This is a genomic window from Fibrobacter sp. UBA4309 (assembly GCF_002395745.1).
Lineage (GTDB): Bacteria > Fibrobacterota > Fibrobacteria > Fibrobacterales > Fibrobacteraceae > Fibrobacter.
Genome location: NZ_DGUN01000051.1, coordinates 105,603 through 119,077, shown reverse-complemented (window position 1 = coordinate 119,077; position 13,475 = coordinate 105,603). Strand labels below are relative to the sequence as shown.

Sequence of the window (13,475 nt, the reverse complement as noted above, 5' to 3'; positions counted from 1 at the left end):
AATTTTCGGGGCGTGCCGAACCCTTGACAAAACGGGAGCAAGTTTCTACTATTGGCATACCTTAATGGTCGATTAGCTCAGTTGGTTAGAGCGCTACCTTGACATGGTAGAGGTCACAGATTCGAGTTCTGTATCGACCACTAAAAGAAAAAGCCCTGCATGATTGCAGGGCTTTTTCTCTGTTACAAGCAAAGTAAGAATTACTTCTTAGCCTTGGCCTTGGCAGCGTCAGCCTTGAGAGCAGCACCGGCCTTGAAGCCGACGGTCTTGGAAGCCTTGATCTTGATGGTGGCGCCAGTCTGCGGGTTGCGGCCAGTGCGGGCAGCACGGGTCTTGACAGTGAAGGTGCCGAAGCCGATCAGCTGAACGGAGGCGTCCTTCTTGATACCGGCGGCGATACCGTCGAGAACGGCGTCAACAGCGCGGCCAGCAGCGGCCTTGGATTCAAAGCCAGCTTCCTTGTTGGCGAGAACGGCTTCAATGAGATCTTGTTTGTTCATTTTGTAACTCCTTGAGTTAGGTTAGGTTTTGTTTTGTATGGTGATATTATACCTTTTTTTTTGCCTTGTGGAATGCTTTTTTAAAAAAATATTCTTTTTCAAGGCCTATAAAATCAAGCCTCCGAGGGCGGTCCTGCCTTCGTGGTTCGGGCTTCTCTAGCCCTTTGCTGGAGCTTCTCGATGTACACCAAGCATAGACAAGTGAAGGGGATTGCAACTAGTAACCCTAAGAATCCCAACAACTTACCCCATATAGAGATGCTCAGCAAAATGCCTACGGGTGGCAGGTTCATGGATTTCCCGACAATGCGCGGCACAAGGAAAAAGTCCTCGATAACTTGTATCACGAGGTAGATGACGCCAATGATTAACGCCACTTCCCAGAAGGGCATGCCCGTGTTGAGTGAATACGCCAGGGCAAGCAACAGCGCGAGCGGGATGGTGGTGAGCTGCATGTAGGGAATCATGTTGAGCGCCCCGGAGAAGAGGCCGAACGCAACACCCATGGGTAGTCCCATCACGCCGAAAGCGATTGCATACAAAATACCGACCGTCAACGCGACAAGCGACTGCGCGCGGAAATACGTGCCCATGAACTTGTCGGTCTCGTGCGCAAACGAACTCGCGTCGCGCTTGAGACGCGTAGGGACCAGGTTCAAGACGCCCTTGCGAAGCTTGGGCATGTCGAGCATGATGAACACGAGGTACATGAAGATAATTGCCGCGCCGGAGAACCACAGGAATATGGAACCTGTATAAGACAGGACACCCCACGCACCGGGCAGCACCTTCGACGCGACGTTCTGCACTTCGTTCCAGAAATCGAGACTCTGCATGGCTCCTGCAAGCTGTTCCCAGGAAATCATGCCGCGGATAGTCTGGTACAAGTCGCCAGGCATCAGGTTCGCAATGCGCGCCGACCATTCGGAGTCGTTGAACATTTTCGAGATGAGTACGCCGAGGTTGCGGACTTCGCTCACGACCATCGGCACAAAGACCCGCAAGCAACCGCCAATAACGAGAATCGCCCCGAGAAGCACTATCAGGACGGCAATAATACGGTGCTTGACCTTGACCGTCAACTTCGTGACGAGCGGATCGGCTATGTAGGCCATCAGGAATGCCGCGAAGAACGGGAATAAAACGCCGCGCAGGTAGTTCACCAGGAGCAGCGCCACGACCGTTCCAAGCACGATCAAAATAAAATGCATTACCCTGTCAAGAGTCCAACGTCTATGCATCCTTCTTCCTGTATTCGAGTGGTTTCTTGCCGAACAATCTACAAAAATCTTTTTCCAGGCGTGCTGCGGATTTCGCCCCGACGGCAATCGCAATCTCGGCGACGGACTTGTCCGTCTGTTTCAGGAGCCTTGCCGCTTCTTTCATCTGCTTTTCGAATGCGGCGGAATCGGGGCGCTTGCGGAACGCCATGTACGCGAATCCGGCCAGGAGCAATACGAGCGCGGCCAGGCCGAAATACATGCCTTTTATGAAATCCCTGTTTTCGCCCCACATGCGGACTTGGCGGATCTCGATATTGTCGGGGATGCCACGGAGCGTCCCTTCGCCGTTAAAGACTTCGAAGAGTGCCGATAAAAAGAAGTAGGCGAGGCCGTCGTCCTTGTCGAGGCCCTGTGAGGCTAGCCACCATTCCTTGTTCTTGAAACTTTCGACGGCGACTTTTGCTTCTGTTGCAGATGCCGGAACGGAAATTTCGGTTTCGAGTGGTCGGTAGGTCAGGTATTTGCCCTGGGTGGAATATACGGGGTCCATTGTCCAGATGCGGAGCGTCACCGAGCGCATGCGGCCGGTCGATACGGTTACCGCGACGGTGTCGAAGCGGGAGAAGTCGAACGGGCCGGCCGGCCGGCTGTTCAGCGATGTCAGGTTAAAACCAATCCCTGCGTAGGGATAGGCCTTGCCGCTGCGGATGTTTATCTGGGCAGATATGGCGGAATCGCCGATAGAGATATCCGAAGTGGAAAAACCGCCGGCAGCTTCGTCGGTAAGCGCGTATATCTCGTAGCCGCAATTCGGGAATAGCGTCAGGGAGTTTCCCTTGAATGCGGAAAACAGTACGCCCCATGTGGCGAAAGCGACGGCAAAGAGGACGAACCCGAGAATCTTATTTCTTTTCTGCATCGTTTTTCAGTTGGTGGCTGCGGCCTACCGCAATAATGGTCAGGAGCAGGAAAATCCCGAGTACGATACCGAAATAGATGTTGCTCACACCGGTAGCCGAGATGCTGTAAATCTTGAGCGAGAATTTCTTTTCGCGGGGCTGGTTCCATCCGGGAGCGATTTCGAAACGCGCGATGGTCTCCTGGTGGCGGCGGTTGAGCGACTTGTCGACGTTGCCTTCCTCGAACCAGAACTCCGGCGTGTAGAACTGTTCCATGGGGACGGCGATCCGTTGACGGCCTTCCTTCAGCGGGAGCTCCTTCATCAGGAGCCTGAACGTCTTGGGCTTGCTAATGTCCGTCACGTCGGGGTCATACGCCCAGACCTTGATAAGGACTTCTTTTGTCCCGTGAGCTTCGATATCGAAAATGATAGAATCCACGAAGGTCCAGTTGCGGAAGTTTCCCGCAGAATCGGGGTCGGCGTTCCACAAGATACCGCACCAGGCGCTCTTGACGGAATCCGGGCTGAGCGAGCAGTCGAAAGACAGGACGGAATCTGCGATGTCCGTGTGGACTACGGACGCTCCGCCATCGGCGAGGTCATCGTATCCGAAAACGGAGACGCCTTCTTCTAGCGGAAAAACGGTTTCGCTAAAATGGGAATCGGGCAGAAGGTTGTATACGATCAGTACCAACGCCGCGATGGAAGCCAGTATGGCGTAAGTTTTTTTCATCTATTCAAAAAATTTCTTTAGGTGGAGGTTGTACTGCATTTCGTCCAGAGGGTCGATTTCGGGCATTTTCTCTCCGAACAATTTTGACACGAGGGCGTCCAGTGCGCGGATAAAGAAGAAATGGTGCTTGCCCTGCGAAGCCGGCTTGTGGAAGGGCGAATCCAGGGTGCGCTTTAGAATCTGGAGCATCTGGGAAGGCGGCAGGTGGAACATCTGGCAGCAGGTTGTCACTTTCCCGGGAATCCCGTAATCGGGGATGTTGCCGTCGACCAAGGGTTCGCCGTGATCGATGCAGCAGGCTTCTGTCATGTCGGGGTCGGCAACGTTCTTCGCTTTAAGGGCGTTGTACCAGAGCTCGCGGGAGCGGTCTGGAATGTCTCCGCGCAGGGCCATGGTCTGGTTGCACGGGAAAAACGTCGAAAAGCATTTGGGGCAAATGCGCAGATCGAGATGGAGAATCTTGACTGCGGCAACCTCTGATTTGCAGAAAGGGCAGGTACTCATGGAGGGGAATATAGTAATTAGGTCGGTCGCCTTCGGCTCCCTTTGAGGTTTGAGGTCGCGCCTATGGCGCTCTGGGGTATGAGATATGAGGAATTTTTTTTATCAATCGCTCAAAGGCACGCCGTGCCGACCCCATTACTCAAAGGGGCATCGCCCCGAGCCCATACCTTTCTATATTTACCACTATGGCTAAAGTTGTACAGATAACCGTTGAAAATTTTGAAACCGAGGTCATCCAGGCTTCGGAAACCCGCGCTGTCGCAGTCCTGTTCTCTTCTGCGGAATATCCGGATTGCGGTCCATTCTCCCAGCTGATGGGCCAGCTTTCTACGAGCATGGATTTCACCCTGGGCGTCGTCAGCTGCGATGACCGTGAAAACATGCGGTTGATCCAGATGTTCCGTGTACAGTCCGTTCCCGAAATCCATGTGGTCGACAAGGGGCAGATTGCCGATGTCATCCAGGGAGTCCTTCCCGAAGAAGAACTGAAAAAGCGACTCGAGAAGTTCTATGTGTCCGAAGAGGCCCGCTTGGCGAATTCGCTTGAAGACGCTATCGCACAGAAGGATTTTGACCGGGCGCTTCCCTTGCTGGAAGATGCCCTGCAGAAAAATCCCGACGACAAGAAAATGCAGCTCCTGTGGGCGAAGGCGAGTCTCGGCATGGGCGATACTGAAAAGGCGAAAACGGTTCTCGGCAAGTTCACCGAGGCCGACGACCAGTATCGCGAAGCCAAGTCGCTTCTGGAACTCCTGGATTTCCATGCCGAAGCTGCCAAGAAGGATGTGCAGGGCAAGGAAGCCGTAGTCTATCACGAAGCGTGCAAGTTGGCTGCCGCCGAAGATTTCGAAAGCGCCCTGCAGGCCTTCCTTAACTTGTTCGTGGAAGCCCCTGAGTGGAACGATGGCGCCGCCAAGAAGGCGATGCTTACGCTGTTCGGCGTTCTGGGGCCGAAGCACGAGCTTACCTGGAAGTACCGGGCGAAACTCAATACGATGATGTTCATTTAAATCGATTTGAAAAAACGAAAAGGGCCGCGGCTTTTAAACCGCGGCCTTTTCTAAAGCTTTGTCTTCAGCTTACTTCTGGTGAGCCTTATACCACTTGATGAGCCCGTTGGTGGAGCTGTCGTGGTTCAGTTCGGCGTCGGCCTTTGCAAGTTCCGGAAGGATCTTCTTCGCGAGCTGCTTGCCGAGTTCAACACCCCACTGGTCGTAGCTGTTGATGTTCCAGATAACGCCCTGCGTGAAGATCTTGTGTTCGTACATGGCGATGAGGGCGCCGAGCGTTTCCGGAGAAACGTAGTCCATCATGATGGAGTTGGTCGGCTTGTTGCCTTCGAACACCTTGTGCGGGGCGAGGAATGCGATTTCTTCTTCGCTCTTGCCGTCCTTGCGGAGTTCTTCCTGGGCCTGGGCGAGGGTCTTGCCGTTCATCAAGGCTTCGGGCTGCGCAAAGAAGTTGCTGAGCAGCTTCTGGTGATGGTCGCCGACCTTGTTGTGGCTGTTTGCCGGGGCGATGAAGTCGCACGGAATCATCTTGGTGCCCTGGTGGATGAGCTGGTAGAAGGCGTGCTGGCCGTTCGTGCCCGGTTCGCCCCAGAGGATCGGGCCGGTTTGGTAGTTCACGCGCTTGGAGTCGCGGTCAACGGTCTTGCCGTTCGATTCCATGTCGGCCTGCTGGAAGTAGGCGGCGAGGCGGTGCAGGTACTGGTCGTACGGGAGCATCGCGTAGCTGGATGCACCGAAGAAGTTGTTGTACCACACGCCGATGAGGGCGAGGATCACCGGCATGTTCTTGTCGGCCGGGGCGGTCTTGAAGTGCTGATCCATCTCATAGGCGCCCTGGTGAAGCTTCATGTAGTTCTCGAAGCCAATGCGGAGCGCGATGGAAAGACCGATGGCAGACCACAGGGAGTAGCGGCCGCCGACCCAGTTCCAGAATTCGAACATGTTGGCAGTGTCGATACCGAAAGCGGCAACGGCCTCGGTGTTGGTGGAAAGCGCAACGAAGTGCTTGGCGATGGACTTCTCGTCGCCATTGAAGGCCTTGAGGACGGCGGCCTTGGCCGTTTCGGCGTTCGTCATGGTTTCAAGAGTCGTGAACGTCTTGGAAGCGACGATGAAGAGCGTCTCTTCGATGTTCACCTTCTTGAGGGTTTCGGCCATGTGGGTGCCGTCGATGTTAGAAACGAAGTAGACTTCCGGAGAGGTTTCGCCGGCAATCGGCTTGTCGGCGTAGGGCTTGAGGGCTTCGGTGACCATCACCGGACCGAGGTCGGAGCCGCCGATACCGATGTTCACCACGTACTTGATGGACTTGCCGGTGTGGCCTTTCCACTTGCCGCTGCGGACGAGGTGGGTGAAGTCTTCCATGTGCTTGAGGACCGCACGGACTTCGGGCATAACGTCCTTGCCGTCGACGCAAATCGGGTCGTTGCCCTTGTAGCGGAGCGCGGTGTGGAGCACGGCGCGCTTTTCGGTGGTGTTAATCTTTTCGCCGGCGAAGTACTTCTTGCGCATGTCTTCGAAGTTCGCGGACTTAAGCAAGTCCTGGAGCTTGGTCATGGTCTCGTCGGTGATGATGTTCTTGGAGTAGTCCAGGAAGAGTCCGCAGGCTTCCAGGCTGAACTTCTCGGCGCGGGCCGGGTCCTTCGCGAAGAGTTCCTTCATGTGCCAAGTCTTTGCGACTTCGGCGTGGGCCTCGAGGGCCTTCCATTCCTGAGAATCAGTCAGTTTCGACATAGATTAATCCTTTCCGCTACACGCGGGTATTTGTTACAGGGGCAAATATAGCAAAAGTGTGCAAGGTGAGCCATGCACGAAAACTTGTTTTCGTATATGCGAACCGCAGCCACGGACGCCGAAGGCGTCAAAAGGCGAGCGTCGCGGCAGAACGCTTGCGTTCTGACATGACCGAGCCGTGCTATATGCACGCGAAGCGTGCAAATTTAGAAATTTTTGAATAGGGCGAGCGCCCTACCGGTTTAGAAGGAGCCGAAGAACTCGCTCAAATCTTCCGTGTAGACGCTGCCGTAATTTTCCGTATTATATAGGTGCACATGGGAATTCGTGACCTTGCAGGCGAGGTCCAGATACGTATCCCGCAAGGAAACGTTTGGGGCATTGCCGATGATTTCCTGGAAGCCCTGCGTGAAGCTGTTGGTCCGGAAAACGCCGAGATTGTCGTCTTTTTCGGTCGCGTGGCTTCGTTATAGAAAAATCCCGTCGCAAAAAATGGCGGGTGTTTGTTCTTGTGTCGTTCGGTTAGAAGTTGAACATCGCGCCCACGGCGGGGACGATGCTGTAGAGTCCGGAGTGGGCGTCGGCGTGGGTGTCGGTGCGGGTGTCGTCACCCTTTTCGTAGTTTGTCGTCGATATCGATGCGGACTTTGCTAGCCAACGGCCGGCGATGCTTGCGTAAATGCCCGCGCGTTCCGAGAGGCCCTTGTAGACGACGACGTCGCCGCCCAGGGCGAGCCCACCCAGGGTTTCCGTAAAGTACTTGTCTACCTTGCCCAACTCTTCGTGTTTGTATTCGTTCTTTTCGCTTTCGAAATACGCTATTTCGAATCCGACGGTGCCGAGTACCGATACGCTGAATTTTTTCCCGGCGCCAAAGGTGTAGCCGAGACCGATGTCGAAAGCGGTGAACCTGCCGGTCTGGGAGTCGTCTTTGGAGCCTTCGAACTTGATGTCGTCCGTGGCGGACGCTCCTCCCGCAAAGGATGCCCCGATAGAAAATCCGTTGCGGGCCATTCCGATATAATTGAGGTCGAGGCCGAAGCCGACGGTGCCTACGTCCTTCCCTCCGGTCTTGAATTTTGAAACGGGTGCCGCGAAGCCTATGCTTCCTGTGTGGGTCCAGCTCTTTTCTGCTGTTGACGGGGCGTTGTCGGAGGGGGCGGCGATAGCGGAGGTGGTGAAGATGCCGGTGAGTAAAGCGGTGCTCAAGAGTGCGTGAATTATTTTCATGTTGATTTCCTTTGAAAATTTGTTTTCTTTTATGTCACTAATATAGTGTTTGAAAACTATATTGTCAAATGCATAATTTTCATCGAATTAATCAATTCTGTTGATGAAAGAAAAACGTGTGACTATATATAGCAGATGGTGCGAAAAAAAATGAGTTTTATTTTTGACGTCTGGTGGCGTTTTTTATATGTGGTGACGCCGTATTATATGGGCTTGACGAGCGTTTATCAAAAAAAATAATTAAAGCGATTAGAATAATGCATTTGTTTTTATGAATTGGCGTGGGTATATTTTCGGTGAAAATTTTCGATATAGGACTTTGCCGTGAAAACTCAGACGAACAACAATACGCAGGCCGCGATAGCAAGAACCTCTATTCTGCCTTTGGCTTACTTCTTGTGCTCCGGTGCGCAGGCCCTCTTTTCGGGGTGCTCCCGCGACATGGCGGGCGCGATTAACGAAATGACAGCGGCGACCGTGAACTCCTGTGTTTTCAAGACGGACTCGACGTCTTATTTCGAGATGGACGCGATAGAAGATGGCGTAGGCATCAATCGCGTGACGATGTTGAAGGGGGATTCCCTCGTAAGCGTCAGTACCTACAAGGACGCGCCGTATTCTTTCTTGGCGGCCGAGTGCTTTGATATGGAGGGGGATGAAGTAAAGTGCGAAGGCGACAAGATCACGGTAATATCGAGGGGGAGTCCGGAGGAGTTAGCGCTATCCTTCGGGCTCAACATGAAGATGGAACGTAGCTCGTGCCTAGTGGTGGAACTGTCTGCGGCCGACGTGGGCGATTCTAAAGAGAGAGAAAATGGCTAAATCGACGAGTTAGGCTCCATCAAACAATCCCCTCCAGGATTCTGGAGGGGATTTCAATTTTTTTTTGACGGGGCAGTGCTTCTATTCATCAAAAAATATGATTAAAACTATTAGAATTATGCATTTGACTTTATGAATTTCCCAAGGTATATTTTTGGTGTAAACAAGAATAATACAAACCTTTATAAAAGGAGCCTAAAATGAAAACGTTTTTGAAAATCGCAATGGTCTGTGCCTTGGCCGCCACATCCGTGTTCGCTTCCGGTAGGGACAGATTTAAAATTCCTGCATACCATTACGATGGTGCAGATGTTATCGAAGGGGCCGTGTCGGATTACGTGTTGAGCGAATATGCTCCGGAAGACGATGTCGCCGACGTCTCGATCCCTGTGGTGAACGTGATTGCCGTCGATTACAGCAACAAGAACGAAACGCTTGTCTGGGGTTCTTTCTGGGTGTTCAATTATGACCTGGAAGGCGATACGCTCATCTGCACGTCGGGTGGCGAATATCCGGGGCTCTTCCGCCTGGAACACACGGTCGACGGCTACGAAGTCAAGTCTTTCGAAATGGTTGCCGACGGTTCCCAGTACACTAAGAGCGCCAAGAAGATTTTCGGGAAGTTCTACGGCACGTTCAAGAATGTCGAGGCCAATACGGAAATCCGCGAAAAGATTCGTGCAAAGACGATTGCTAAATATGTAAAAGCGCACGATCTCGCCGTCACCATGTATAAGGATTACGGCTGGGACGCAAGGTCTATCTAATAAAAAAAGGAGAATTGAAAATGTCTAGGATTAAAGAGTCTGTTGTTCTCGCGATCGCTGTTCTCGGGCTGGGGGCGTTCCTCTATTGCGCCATGATGCATACGAAAGACCGCGACCGCGTGGTTTCGGTCAAGGGACTTTCGGAACGCGAAGTCAAGGCCGACTACGTGATTTGGCCGATCGTTTTCAAGGAGGTGAGGAACGACCTGGTCGCGCTTTATGAATCCGTGCAGAACAAGACGGCGACACTCGAGAAATTCCTTTTGGATAACGGGGTCGCGGCAGAAGAAATCAGCAAGGCTTCTCCCGATATCACCGATACCGAAAGCGAAATCTATGCGAGCGAAAAACGGTCCCAGCGCTATGTGGCGACGGTGGTGATGACGGTCGCGTCCAAGGATGTCGAAAAGCTCCGCGGGATTATGGGCAAGCAGGGCGAACTCTTGAAGCAGGGAATCGCCTTTAGCGAGGGCGACTACCGTTACCGCAAGGTCTATTCCTTCAACGGTCTCAACGACGTCAAGCCCGAAATGATCGACGAAGCGAACAAGAACGCCCGTGCCGCTGCCCAGAAGTTTGCTACGGATTCCGAAAGCAAGCTCGGCAAGATCAAGACGGCTAGCCAGGGCCTGTTCTCCATCGAGGACCGCGACGAGAATACTCCTTATATCAAGAAGGTCCGCGTCGTTACGAACGTACAGTATTTCTTAGAAGACTAACAGCCACAACACCATAAAAAGCAAAACTCCCGGCATCGTTGCCGGGAGTTTCTTGTAAGAAGCTGAATCTTATTCCTGTGGCGGTGCAGGTGGATTGCCGTGCTTGCGTTCGCGGAACTTCTTCATCTGTTCCTTGTGGAACTGGTTGAACTTGTCGAGCTGTTCCTTGGAAAGGATGCTGGCGAGCGCGGCAACGCCGTTGATACGGTGTTCGAGCAGGGCCTTGTCGGCGTCGAGGACTTGGGCCTTCGCGGCTTCGATAGCGGCCGGATCGCTGTTCTCGAGGGCCTGGCCAAGGGCCTTCTCGGCTTCGTGCTTGTTCTTGCGCAAGTCCTTGAAAATCGAATCGCCCTTGGCGCGGCTCGCTTCAAGCGCAGTCTTCTGCTCCGGTGTTACTTCCAGCATGGAATCGATGGCTGCCGGGTCCATCTTGTGCTTGAAGTTCGGACCGTGGCCCTTGAAGTCGCCGTGTGGCCCGTGGCTCTTGAAGTCGCCGTCCATTTTTTTGCAGCAGGTCATTTCGCCCTTGCTACAGCACGGGCTGCTTTTGCCGCAGAAACTGCCCAGGAAGAATCCCAGGGCCAGGGCAAGCACGGCAAGGCTTGCGGTGAAGAGTTTTGCTCCATTCATATTTTACTCCTTGATTAGATAGCTGAATCCGATAGTTTCCTCGAGCGTTTCGAACTCGTCGCTCGCCGAGCTGCCCAGGCTGGAGTACCAGCTCAGGACTTCGGAGGGGGCGGAACTGTTGATGGAAATGGTTTCGACCGATGTTTCTTCCGGGCTGCCGACGTTGTCGGTGATGGCGGGAAGGATGGCCGTGAGGCTCACGAGCACGAGGCTCGCGGCAATCGGGATGGCGCTGTACCAGTTCTTTATGTCGATGGTCTTGTGCGCGGTAGCGGCTTCCGCGTCCAGACGGGCGCAGACCTTCGCCCAGGAGTCTGCTCTGGGGCTAAGCCGTTCCATTTTCGAGAAGTCGATTTTGTCTGGCATGGTTACGCTCCTTGTCTGTATTCTTTCAAATAGTTTCGAACAAAGTTTCTTGCGCGGCTGAGTCTTGCCTTGACGGTGCCTTCGGGCATCTTGTAAATTTCGGCTAGACCCCTCACGTCCAAGTCCTCGGCATCCTTGAGCCAGAGCATGCTGCGGGTTTCTGCCGGCAACTGCGCAAGCCCCTTTTCCAAAAGTTCGACGTCAAAGGATTCTTCCCGCGAGTCGTCCTTGCCGAATACTTCTTCGACAAGGACGTCCAGCTTTTCCTCTTCGAGCTCGCGGTGTCGCTTTTGTGCCCGGAGCTTCATGAGGCATGCGTTGACCGTAAGCCGGTAGAGCCACGTGTTGAGCGCGGACTGCCCCCGGAATCCCTGTACGGCTTTCGGCACCTGCACAAAGACATCCATGAGGATATCTTCGGCCTGGTCGCGGTCCTTCAGCATCCGGAAGGCCAAATTGAGCACGTTTGCACTGTGTTCCTGCCAGAGCAGGGATAGCGCTTCACGGCTGCCGTCCTTGAGGTGTTGAAGTATCACTTTTTCGTCCATGTTACCCTTTTGATGCCGGTGGGAGAGGTTCGGTTGCATAAAAAAAGTAAAAAAAAGGCCTTTGAAGGCGGACTCCTCATTTTTTTGTTACATTATTGATATGGACACGAAACTGTTGGACAAGGCGATTGTTTTCGCTGTCAAGGTGCACGAAGGTGCGGAGCGTAAGGGAAAGGGTTTCCCCTATATAGTGCATCCCCTCGAAGCGGTGGCGATTGCTGCGACCATGACGAACGACCAGGAACTCCTGGCGGCGGCGGCGTTGCACGATACCGTCGAAGATTCGTCCATTACGCTCAAGGATATCGAGCGCGAGTTCGGCAAGCGGATAGCCATGCTGGTCGAAGTGGAATCCGACATCGAGTTTGCCGGCAAGAGCCGGGCAGAAAGCTGGAGGCTACGCAAGGAAGAGGCCATCGAACGCCTTTCTGCTGCGGACAACGATGCGAAAATCGTCGCGCTAGCCGACAAACTGAGCAATATCCGAGCCATTTACCGCGACTACCAGGTGATAGGCGACAAGGTATGGGACCTGTTCAGCGTCAAGGATGCCGCGTCGCATGAATGGCATTTCCGCGGCTTGGCCCGCGCCCTCCGTAGCCTGCACGAAACGTTTGCCTACAAGGAATTCGAAGAAACCGTCGACAAGGTGTTCGAGAGGTCCTGATGGAAAAGAGGGATGTGACAGATTACAGGCTTCCTCCCCGCGGAGTCAAGATTATCCAGGAACTCCGTGAAAAGCGCGCGGCCTATGAAAGGCTGATGACGTTCGTGAAAGACGTTTTGACCAAAAGCATCAAGGAAAACAATCTCTACGTCAATGCAATCGAGGCGCGTGTCAAGACAGAAGAAAGCCTGGCCGGGAAGCTCGAACGCAAGGGTAACAAGTATTCTGACCTGCTCAGCCTGACGGATATTGTCGGTATTCGCGTCATCACCTGCTATAACGACGAGGTCGACAAGATTGCCGCGCTGGTTGGCCGCCTGTTCGAAATCGATTGGGAAAACAGCATCGACAAACGCAGGATGCACGAAATCCATAGCTTTGGTTACAGTTCGCTCCACTATATTTGCCGCGTTCCCAAGAGCCTTTACGAAGATCCCGATTATCCCGAGCTGAATAAAATCCGTTTCGAAGTGCAGATGCGTTCCGCCCTGCAGCATGTGTGGGCGGTCCTCGACCACGATACGGGTTACAAGTCCGGATTCGAAGTACCCAGGGAATACCAGCGCAACTTGAGCCGCTTGGCGGGAATGCTGGAATTGATCGACGAACAGTTCTGCGTAATCCGTGCCGGCCTCAGCAATTACAGACGCCATGTGCAGTCCCTGGTGAGCTCCGGCCGTTTTGACGAAGTGGCCCTGGATGGCGATTCCTTCGGGAACTACCTGGAGCTGCGTCCGTTCGATTCGCTGAACAAGCGCATCGCCGCTATCAACCAGGCGGAGATTTACGAGACGTCGCTTTTCGGGTTCCTTAAGGTGTTCCGCTCCCTTGGATTCACGACCCTGGGCGATGTCGAGAAGATGATTCGCAGCTGTTCCGAAGACGCGTACCATCTGGCGGCGTTCCAGTTGGCGAATACGGACCTCGATATCATCAACTCGTCGTTAGCGGTAGTGAACCTCTGCGCGGTATACTTGTTGAAGCGTGGGGGCGGAGTCCTGGAATTGACCCGTTGCCTGAACGAGCTGAACGGAACTTCTGATGTCAATCGGGAGCGGGCTGAAAAAATGTATAGCCGAGCAAAAAAACTCGCCTTTATGGAATCTCAGAACGGGTAGTTT

Annotated in this window: 17 protein-coding genes and 1 tRNA gene; 8 read left to right on the top strand and 10 right to left on the bottom strand. The window is 53.6% G+C overall.

The genetic code is table 11. The features are described 5' to 3' along the window. Positions 1 to 66 precede the first annotated feature (66 nt). Positions 67 to 140: transfer RNA gene (locus tag B3M32_RS07690), tRNA-Val, on the top strand. Between the two features lie 60 nt (positions 141 to 200). Here B3M32_RS07690 and B3M32_RS07685 read toward each other — a convergent pair. The 5 genes from B3M32_RS07685 to B3M32_RS07665 all read right to left on the bottom strand — a co-directional run bounded on the left by B3M32_RS07685 (position 201) and on the right by B3M32_RS07665 (position 3,861). Continuing rightward, positions 201 to 500, bottom strand: coding sequence for an HU family DNA-binding protein (locus B3M32_RS07685; protein ID WP_290744858.1), 300 nt, complete (start codon positions 498 to 500; stop codon positions 201 to 203). A gap of 113 nt (positions 501 to 613) precedes the next feature. Next, on the bottom strand, positions 614 to 1,711 hold the full coding sequence (locus B3M32_RS07680; RefSeq protein WP_290744856.1) for an AI-2E family transporter: 1,098 nt from the start codon (positions 1,709 to 1,711) through the stop codon (positions 614 to 616). A 22-nt stretch (positions 1,712 to 1,733) separates the two neighbouring features. Continuing rightward, a complete protein-coding gene (locus tag B3M32_RS07675) occupies positions 1,734 to 2,642 on the bottom strand; it encodes a helix-turn-helix domain-containing protein (protein WP_290744854.1) in 909 nt (302 codons plus the stop codon). Continuing rightward, complete coding sequence (locus tag B3M32_RS07670) at positions 2,626 to 3,357, bottom strand: hypothetical protein (RefSeq protein ID WP_290744852.1); 732 nt, start codon at positions 3,355 to 3,357, stop codon at positions 2,626 to 2,628. Before B3M32_RS07670 ends, B3M32_RS07675 begins: the two co-directional genes overlap by 17 nt. Further along, entirely contained in the window at positions 3,358 to 3,861 is a 504-nt protein-coding gene (locus tag B3M32_RS07665) for a hypothetical protein (protein ID WP_290744850.1), read from the bottom strand. It abuts the gene before it with no gap. A 185-nt stretch (positions 3,862 to 4,046) separates the two neighbouring features. On the opposite strand from B3M32_RS07665, the gene B3M32_RS07660 reads away from it, so the two are divergent. Further along, positions 4,047 to 4,871, top strand: a complete 825-nt coding sequence (locus B3M32_RS07660; protein WP_290744848.1) for a tetratricopeptide repeat protein — start codon at positions 4,047 to 4,049, stop codon at positions 4,869 to 4,871. 69 nt (positions 4,872 to 4,940) lie between these two features. Here B3M32_RS07660 and pgi read toward each other — a convergent pair whose 3' ends face one another. After that, complete coding sequence (gene pgi, locus B3M32_RS07655) at positions 4,941 to 6,605, bottom strand: glucose-6-phosphate isomerase (protein ID WP_290744846.1); 1,665 nt, start codon at positions 6,603 to 6,605, stop codon at positions 4,941 to 4,943. A 317-nt stretch (positions 6,606 to 6,922) separates the two neighbouring features. Between pgi and B3M32_RS07650 the strand changes: the two genes are divergently transcribed. After that, positions 6,923 to 7,078 (top strand): hypothetical protein, encoded by a 156-nt coding sequence (locus B3M32_RS07650; protein ID WP_290744843.1) that lies wholly within the window; start codon positions 6,923 to 6,925, stop codon positions 7,076 to 7,078. Positions 7,079 to 7,127: 49 nt separating this feature from the next. Here B3M32_RS07650 and B3M32_RS07645 read toward each other — a convergent pair whose 3' ends face one another. Next, on the bottom strand, positions 7,128 to 7,835 hold the full coding sequence (locus B3M32_RS07645) for a hypothetical protein (RefSeq protein WP_290744841.1): 708 nt from the start codon (positions 7,833 to 7,835) through the stop codon (positions 7,128 to 7,130). 324 nt (positions 7,836 to 8,159) lie between these two features. Here B3M32_RS07645 and B3M32_RS07640 point away from each other — a divergent pair, with 324 nt between their 5' ends. The 3 genes from B3M32_RS07640 to B3M32_RS07630 all read left to right on the top strand — a co-directional run bounded on the left by B3M32_RS07640 (position 8,160) and on the right by B3M32_RS07630 (position 10,143). Then, positions 8,160 to 8,657 (top strand): hypothetical protein, encoded by a 498-nt coding sequence (locus B3M32_RS07640; RefSeq protein ID WP_290744839.1) that lies wholly within the window; start codon positions 8,160 to 8,162, stop codon positions 8,655 to 8,657. Between the two features lie 200 nt (positions 8,658 to 8,857). After that, positions 8,858 to 9,424 carry a hypothetical protein gene (locus B3M32_RS07635; protein ID WP_290744837.1) on the top strand — a complete coding sequence of 189 codons (567 nt, stop codon included), beginning with the start codon at positions 8,858 to 8,860 and terminating at the stop codon, positions 9,422 to 9,424. A gap of 20 nt (positions 9,425 to 9,444) precedes the next feature. Then, positions 9,445 to 10,143, top strand: a complete 699-nt coding sequence (locus B3M32_RS07630) for an SIMPL domain-containing protein (protein WP_290744835.1) — start codon at positions 9,445 to 9,447, stop codon at positions 10,141 to 10,143. A gap of 69 nt (positions 10,144 to 10,212) precedes the next feature. Here the strand turns inward: B3M32_RS07630 and B3M32_RS07625 are convergent, their stop codons facing one another. From B3M32_RS07625 to B3M32_RS07615, 3 genes are read right to left on the bottom strand one after another with little or no spacing between them, the layout of a single operon-like run. Next, positions 10,213 to 10,773, bottom strand: a complete 561-nt coding sequence (locus tag B3M32_RS07625; RefSeq protein ID WP_290744833.1) for a Spy/CpxP family protein refolding chaperone — start codon at positions 10,771 to 10,773, stop codon at positions 10,213 to 10,215. A 3-nt stretch (positions 10,774 to 10,776) separates the two neighbouring features. Continuing rightward, a complete protein-coding gene (locus B3M32_RS07620; RefSeq protein WP_290744831.1) occupies positions 10,777 to 11,139 on the bottom strand; it encodes a hypothetical protein in 363 nt (120 codons plus the stop codon). A 2-nt stretch (positions 11,140 to 11,141) separates the two neighbouring features. After that, positions 11,142 to 11,687, bottom strand: coding sequence for an RNA polymerase sigma factor (locus B3M32_RS07615; protein ID WP_290744829.1), 546 nt, complete (start codon positions 11,685 to 11,687; stop codon positions 11,142 to 11,144). 100 nt (positions 11,688 to 11,787) lie between these two features. On the opposite strand from B3M32_RS07615, the gene B3M32_RS07610 reads away from it, so the two are divergent. After that, positions 11,788 to 12,354, top strand: a complete 567-nt coding sequence (locus B3M32_RS07610; protein WP_290744826.1) for an HD domain-containing protein — start codon at positions 11,788 to 11,790, stop codon at positions 12,352 to 12,354. Beyond that, positions 12,354 to 13,472 carry a GTP pyrophosphokinase gene (locus B3M32_RS07605; protein WP_290744824.1) on the top strand — a complete coding sequence of 373 codons (1,119 nt, stop codon included), beginning with the start codon at positions 12,354 to 12,356 and terminating at the stop codon, positions 13,470 to 13,472. The genes B3M32_RS07610 and B3M32_RS07605 overlap by 1 nt, the downstream gene beginning before the upstream one ends. Positions 13,473 to 13,475 lie beyond the last annotated feature (3 nt).

Excerpts from the sequence above, each read along its gene's own strand:
- B3M32_RS07685 (WP_290744858.1), bottom strand. The coding sequence starts at position 500 with ATGAACAAACAAGATCTCATTGAAGCCGTTCTCGCCAACAAGGAAGCT.
- B3M32_RS07680 (WP_290744856.1), bottom strand. The coding sequence starts at position 1,711 with ATGCATTTTATTTTGATCGTGCTTGGAACGGTCGTGGCGCTGCTCCTG.
- B3M32_RS07675 (WP_290744854.1), bottom strand. The coding sequence starts at position 2,642 with ATGCAGAAAAGAAATAAGATTCTCGGGTTCGTCCTCTTTGCCGTCGCT.
- B3M32_RS07670 (WP_290744852.1), bottom strand. The coding sequence starts at position 3,357 with ATGAAAAAAACTTACGCCATACTGGCTTCCATCGCGGCGTTGGTACTG.
- B3M32_RS07665 (WP_290744850.1), bottom strand. The coding sequence starts at position 3,861 with ATGAGTACCTGCCCTTTCTGCAAATCAGAGGTTGCCGCAGTCAAGATT.
- B3M32_RS07660 (WP_290744848.1), top strand. The coding sequence starts at position 4,047 with ATGGCTAAAGTTGTACAGATAACCGTTGAAAATTTTGAAACCGAGGTC.
- pgi (WP_290744846.1), bottom strand. The coding sequence starts at position 6,605 with ATGTCGAAACTGACTGATTCTCAGGAATGGAAGGCCCTCGAGGCCCAC.
- B3M32_RS07650 (WP_290744843.1), top strand. The coding sequence starts at position 6,923 with ATGGGAATTCGTGACCTTGCAGGCGAGGTCCAGATACGTATCCCGCAA.
- B3M32_RS07645 (WP_290744841.1), bottom strand. The coding sequence starts at position 7,835 with ATGAAAATAATTCACGCACTCTTGAGCACCGCTTTACTCACCGGCATC.
- B3M32_RS07635 (WP_290744837.1), top strand. The coding sequence starts at position 8,858 with ATGAAAACGTTTTTGAAAATCGCAATGGTCTGTGCCTTGGCCGCCACA.
- B3M32_RS07630 (WP_290744835.1), top strand. The coding sequence starts at position 9,445 with ATGTCTAGGATTAAAGAGTCTGTTGTTCTCGCGATCGCTGTTCTCGGG.
- B3M32_RS07625 (WP_290744833.1), bottom strand. The coding sequence starts at position 10,773 with ATGAATGGAGCAAAACTCTTCACCGCAAGCCTTGCCGTGCTTGCCCTG.
- B3M32_RS07620 (WP_290744831.1), bottom strand. The coding sequence starts at position 11,139 with ATGCCAGACAAAATCGACTTCTCGAAAATGGAACGGCTTAGCCCCAGA.
- B3M32_RS07615 (WP_290744829.1), bottom strand. The coding sequence starts at position 11,687 with ATGGACGAAAAAGTGATACTTCAACACCTCAAGGACGGCAGCCGTGAA.
- B3M32_RS07610 (WP_290744826.1), top strand. The coding sequence starts at position 11,788 with ATGGACACGAAACTGTTGGACAAGGCGATTGTTTTCGCTGTCAAGGTG.
- B3M32_RS07605 (WP_290744824.1), top strand. The coding sequence starts at position 12,354 with ATGGAAAAGAGGGATGTGACAGATTACAGGCTTCCTCCCCGCGGAGTC.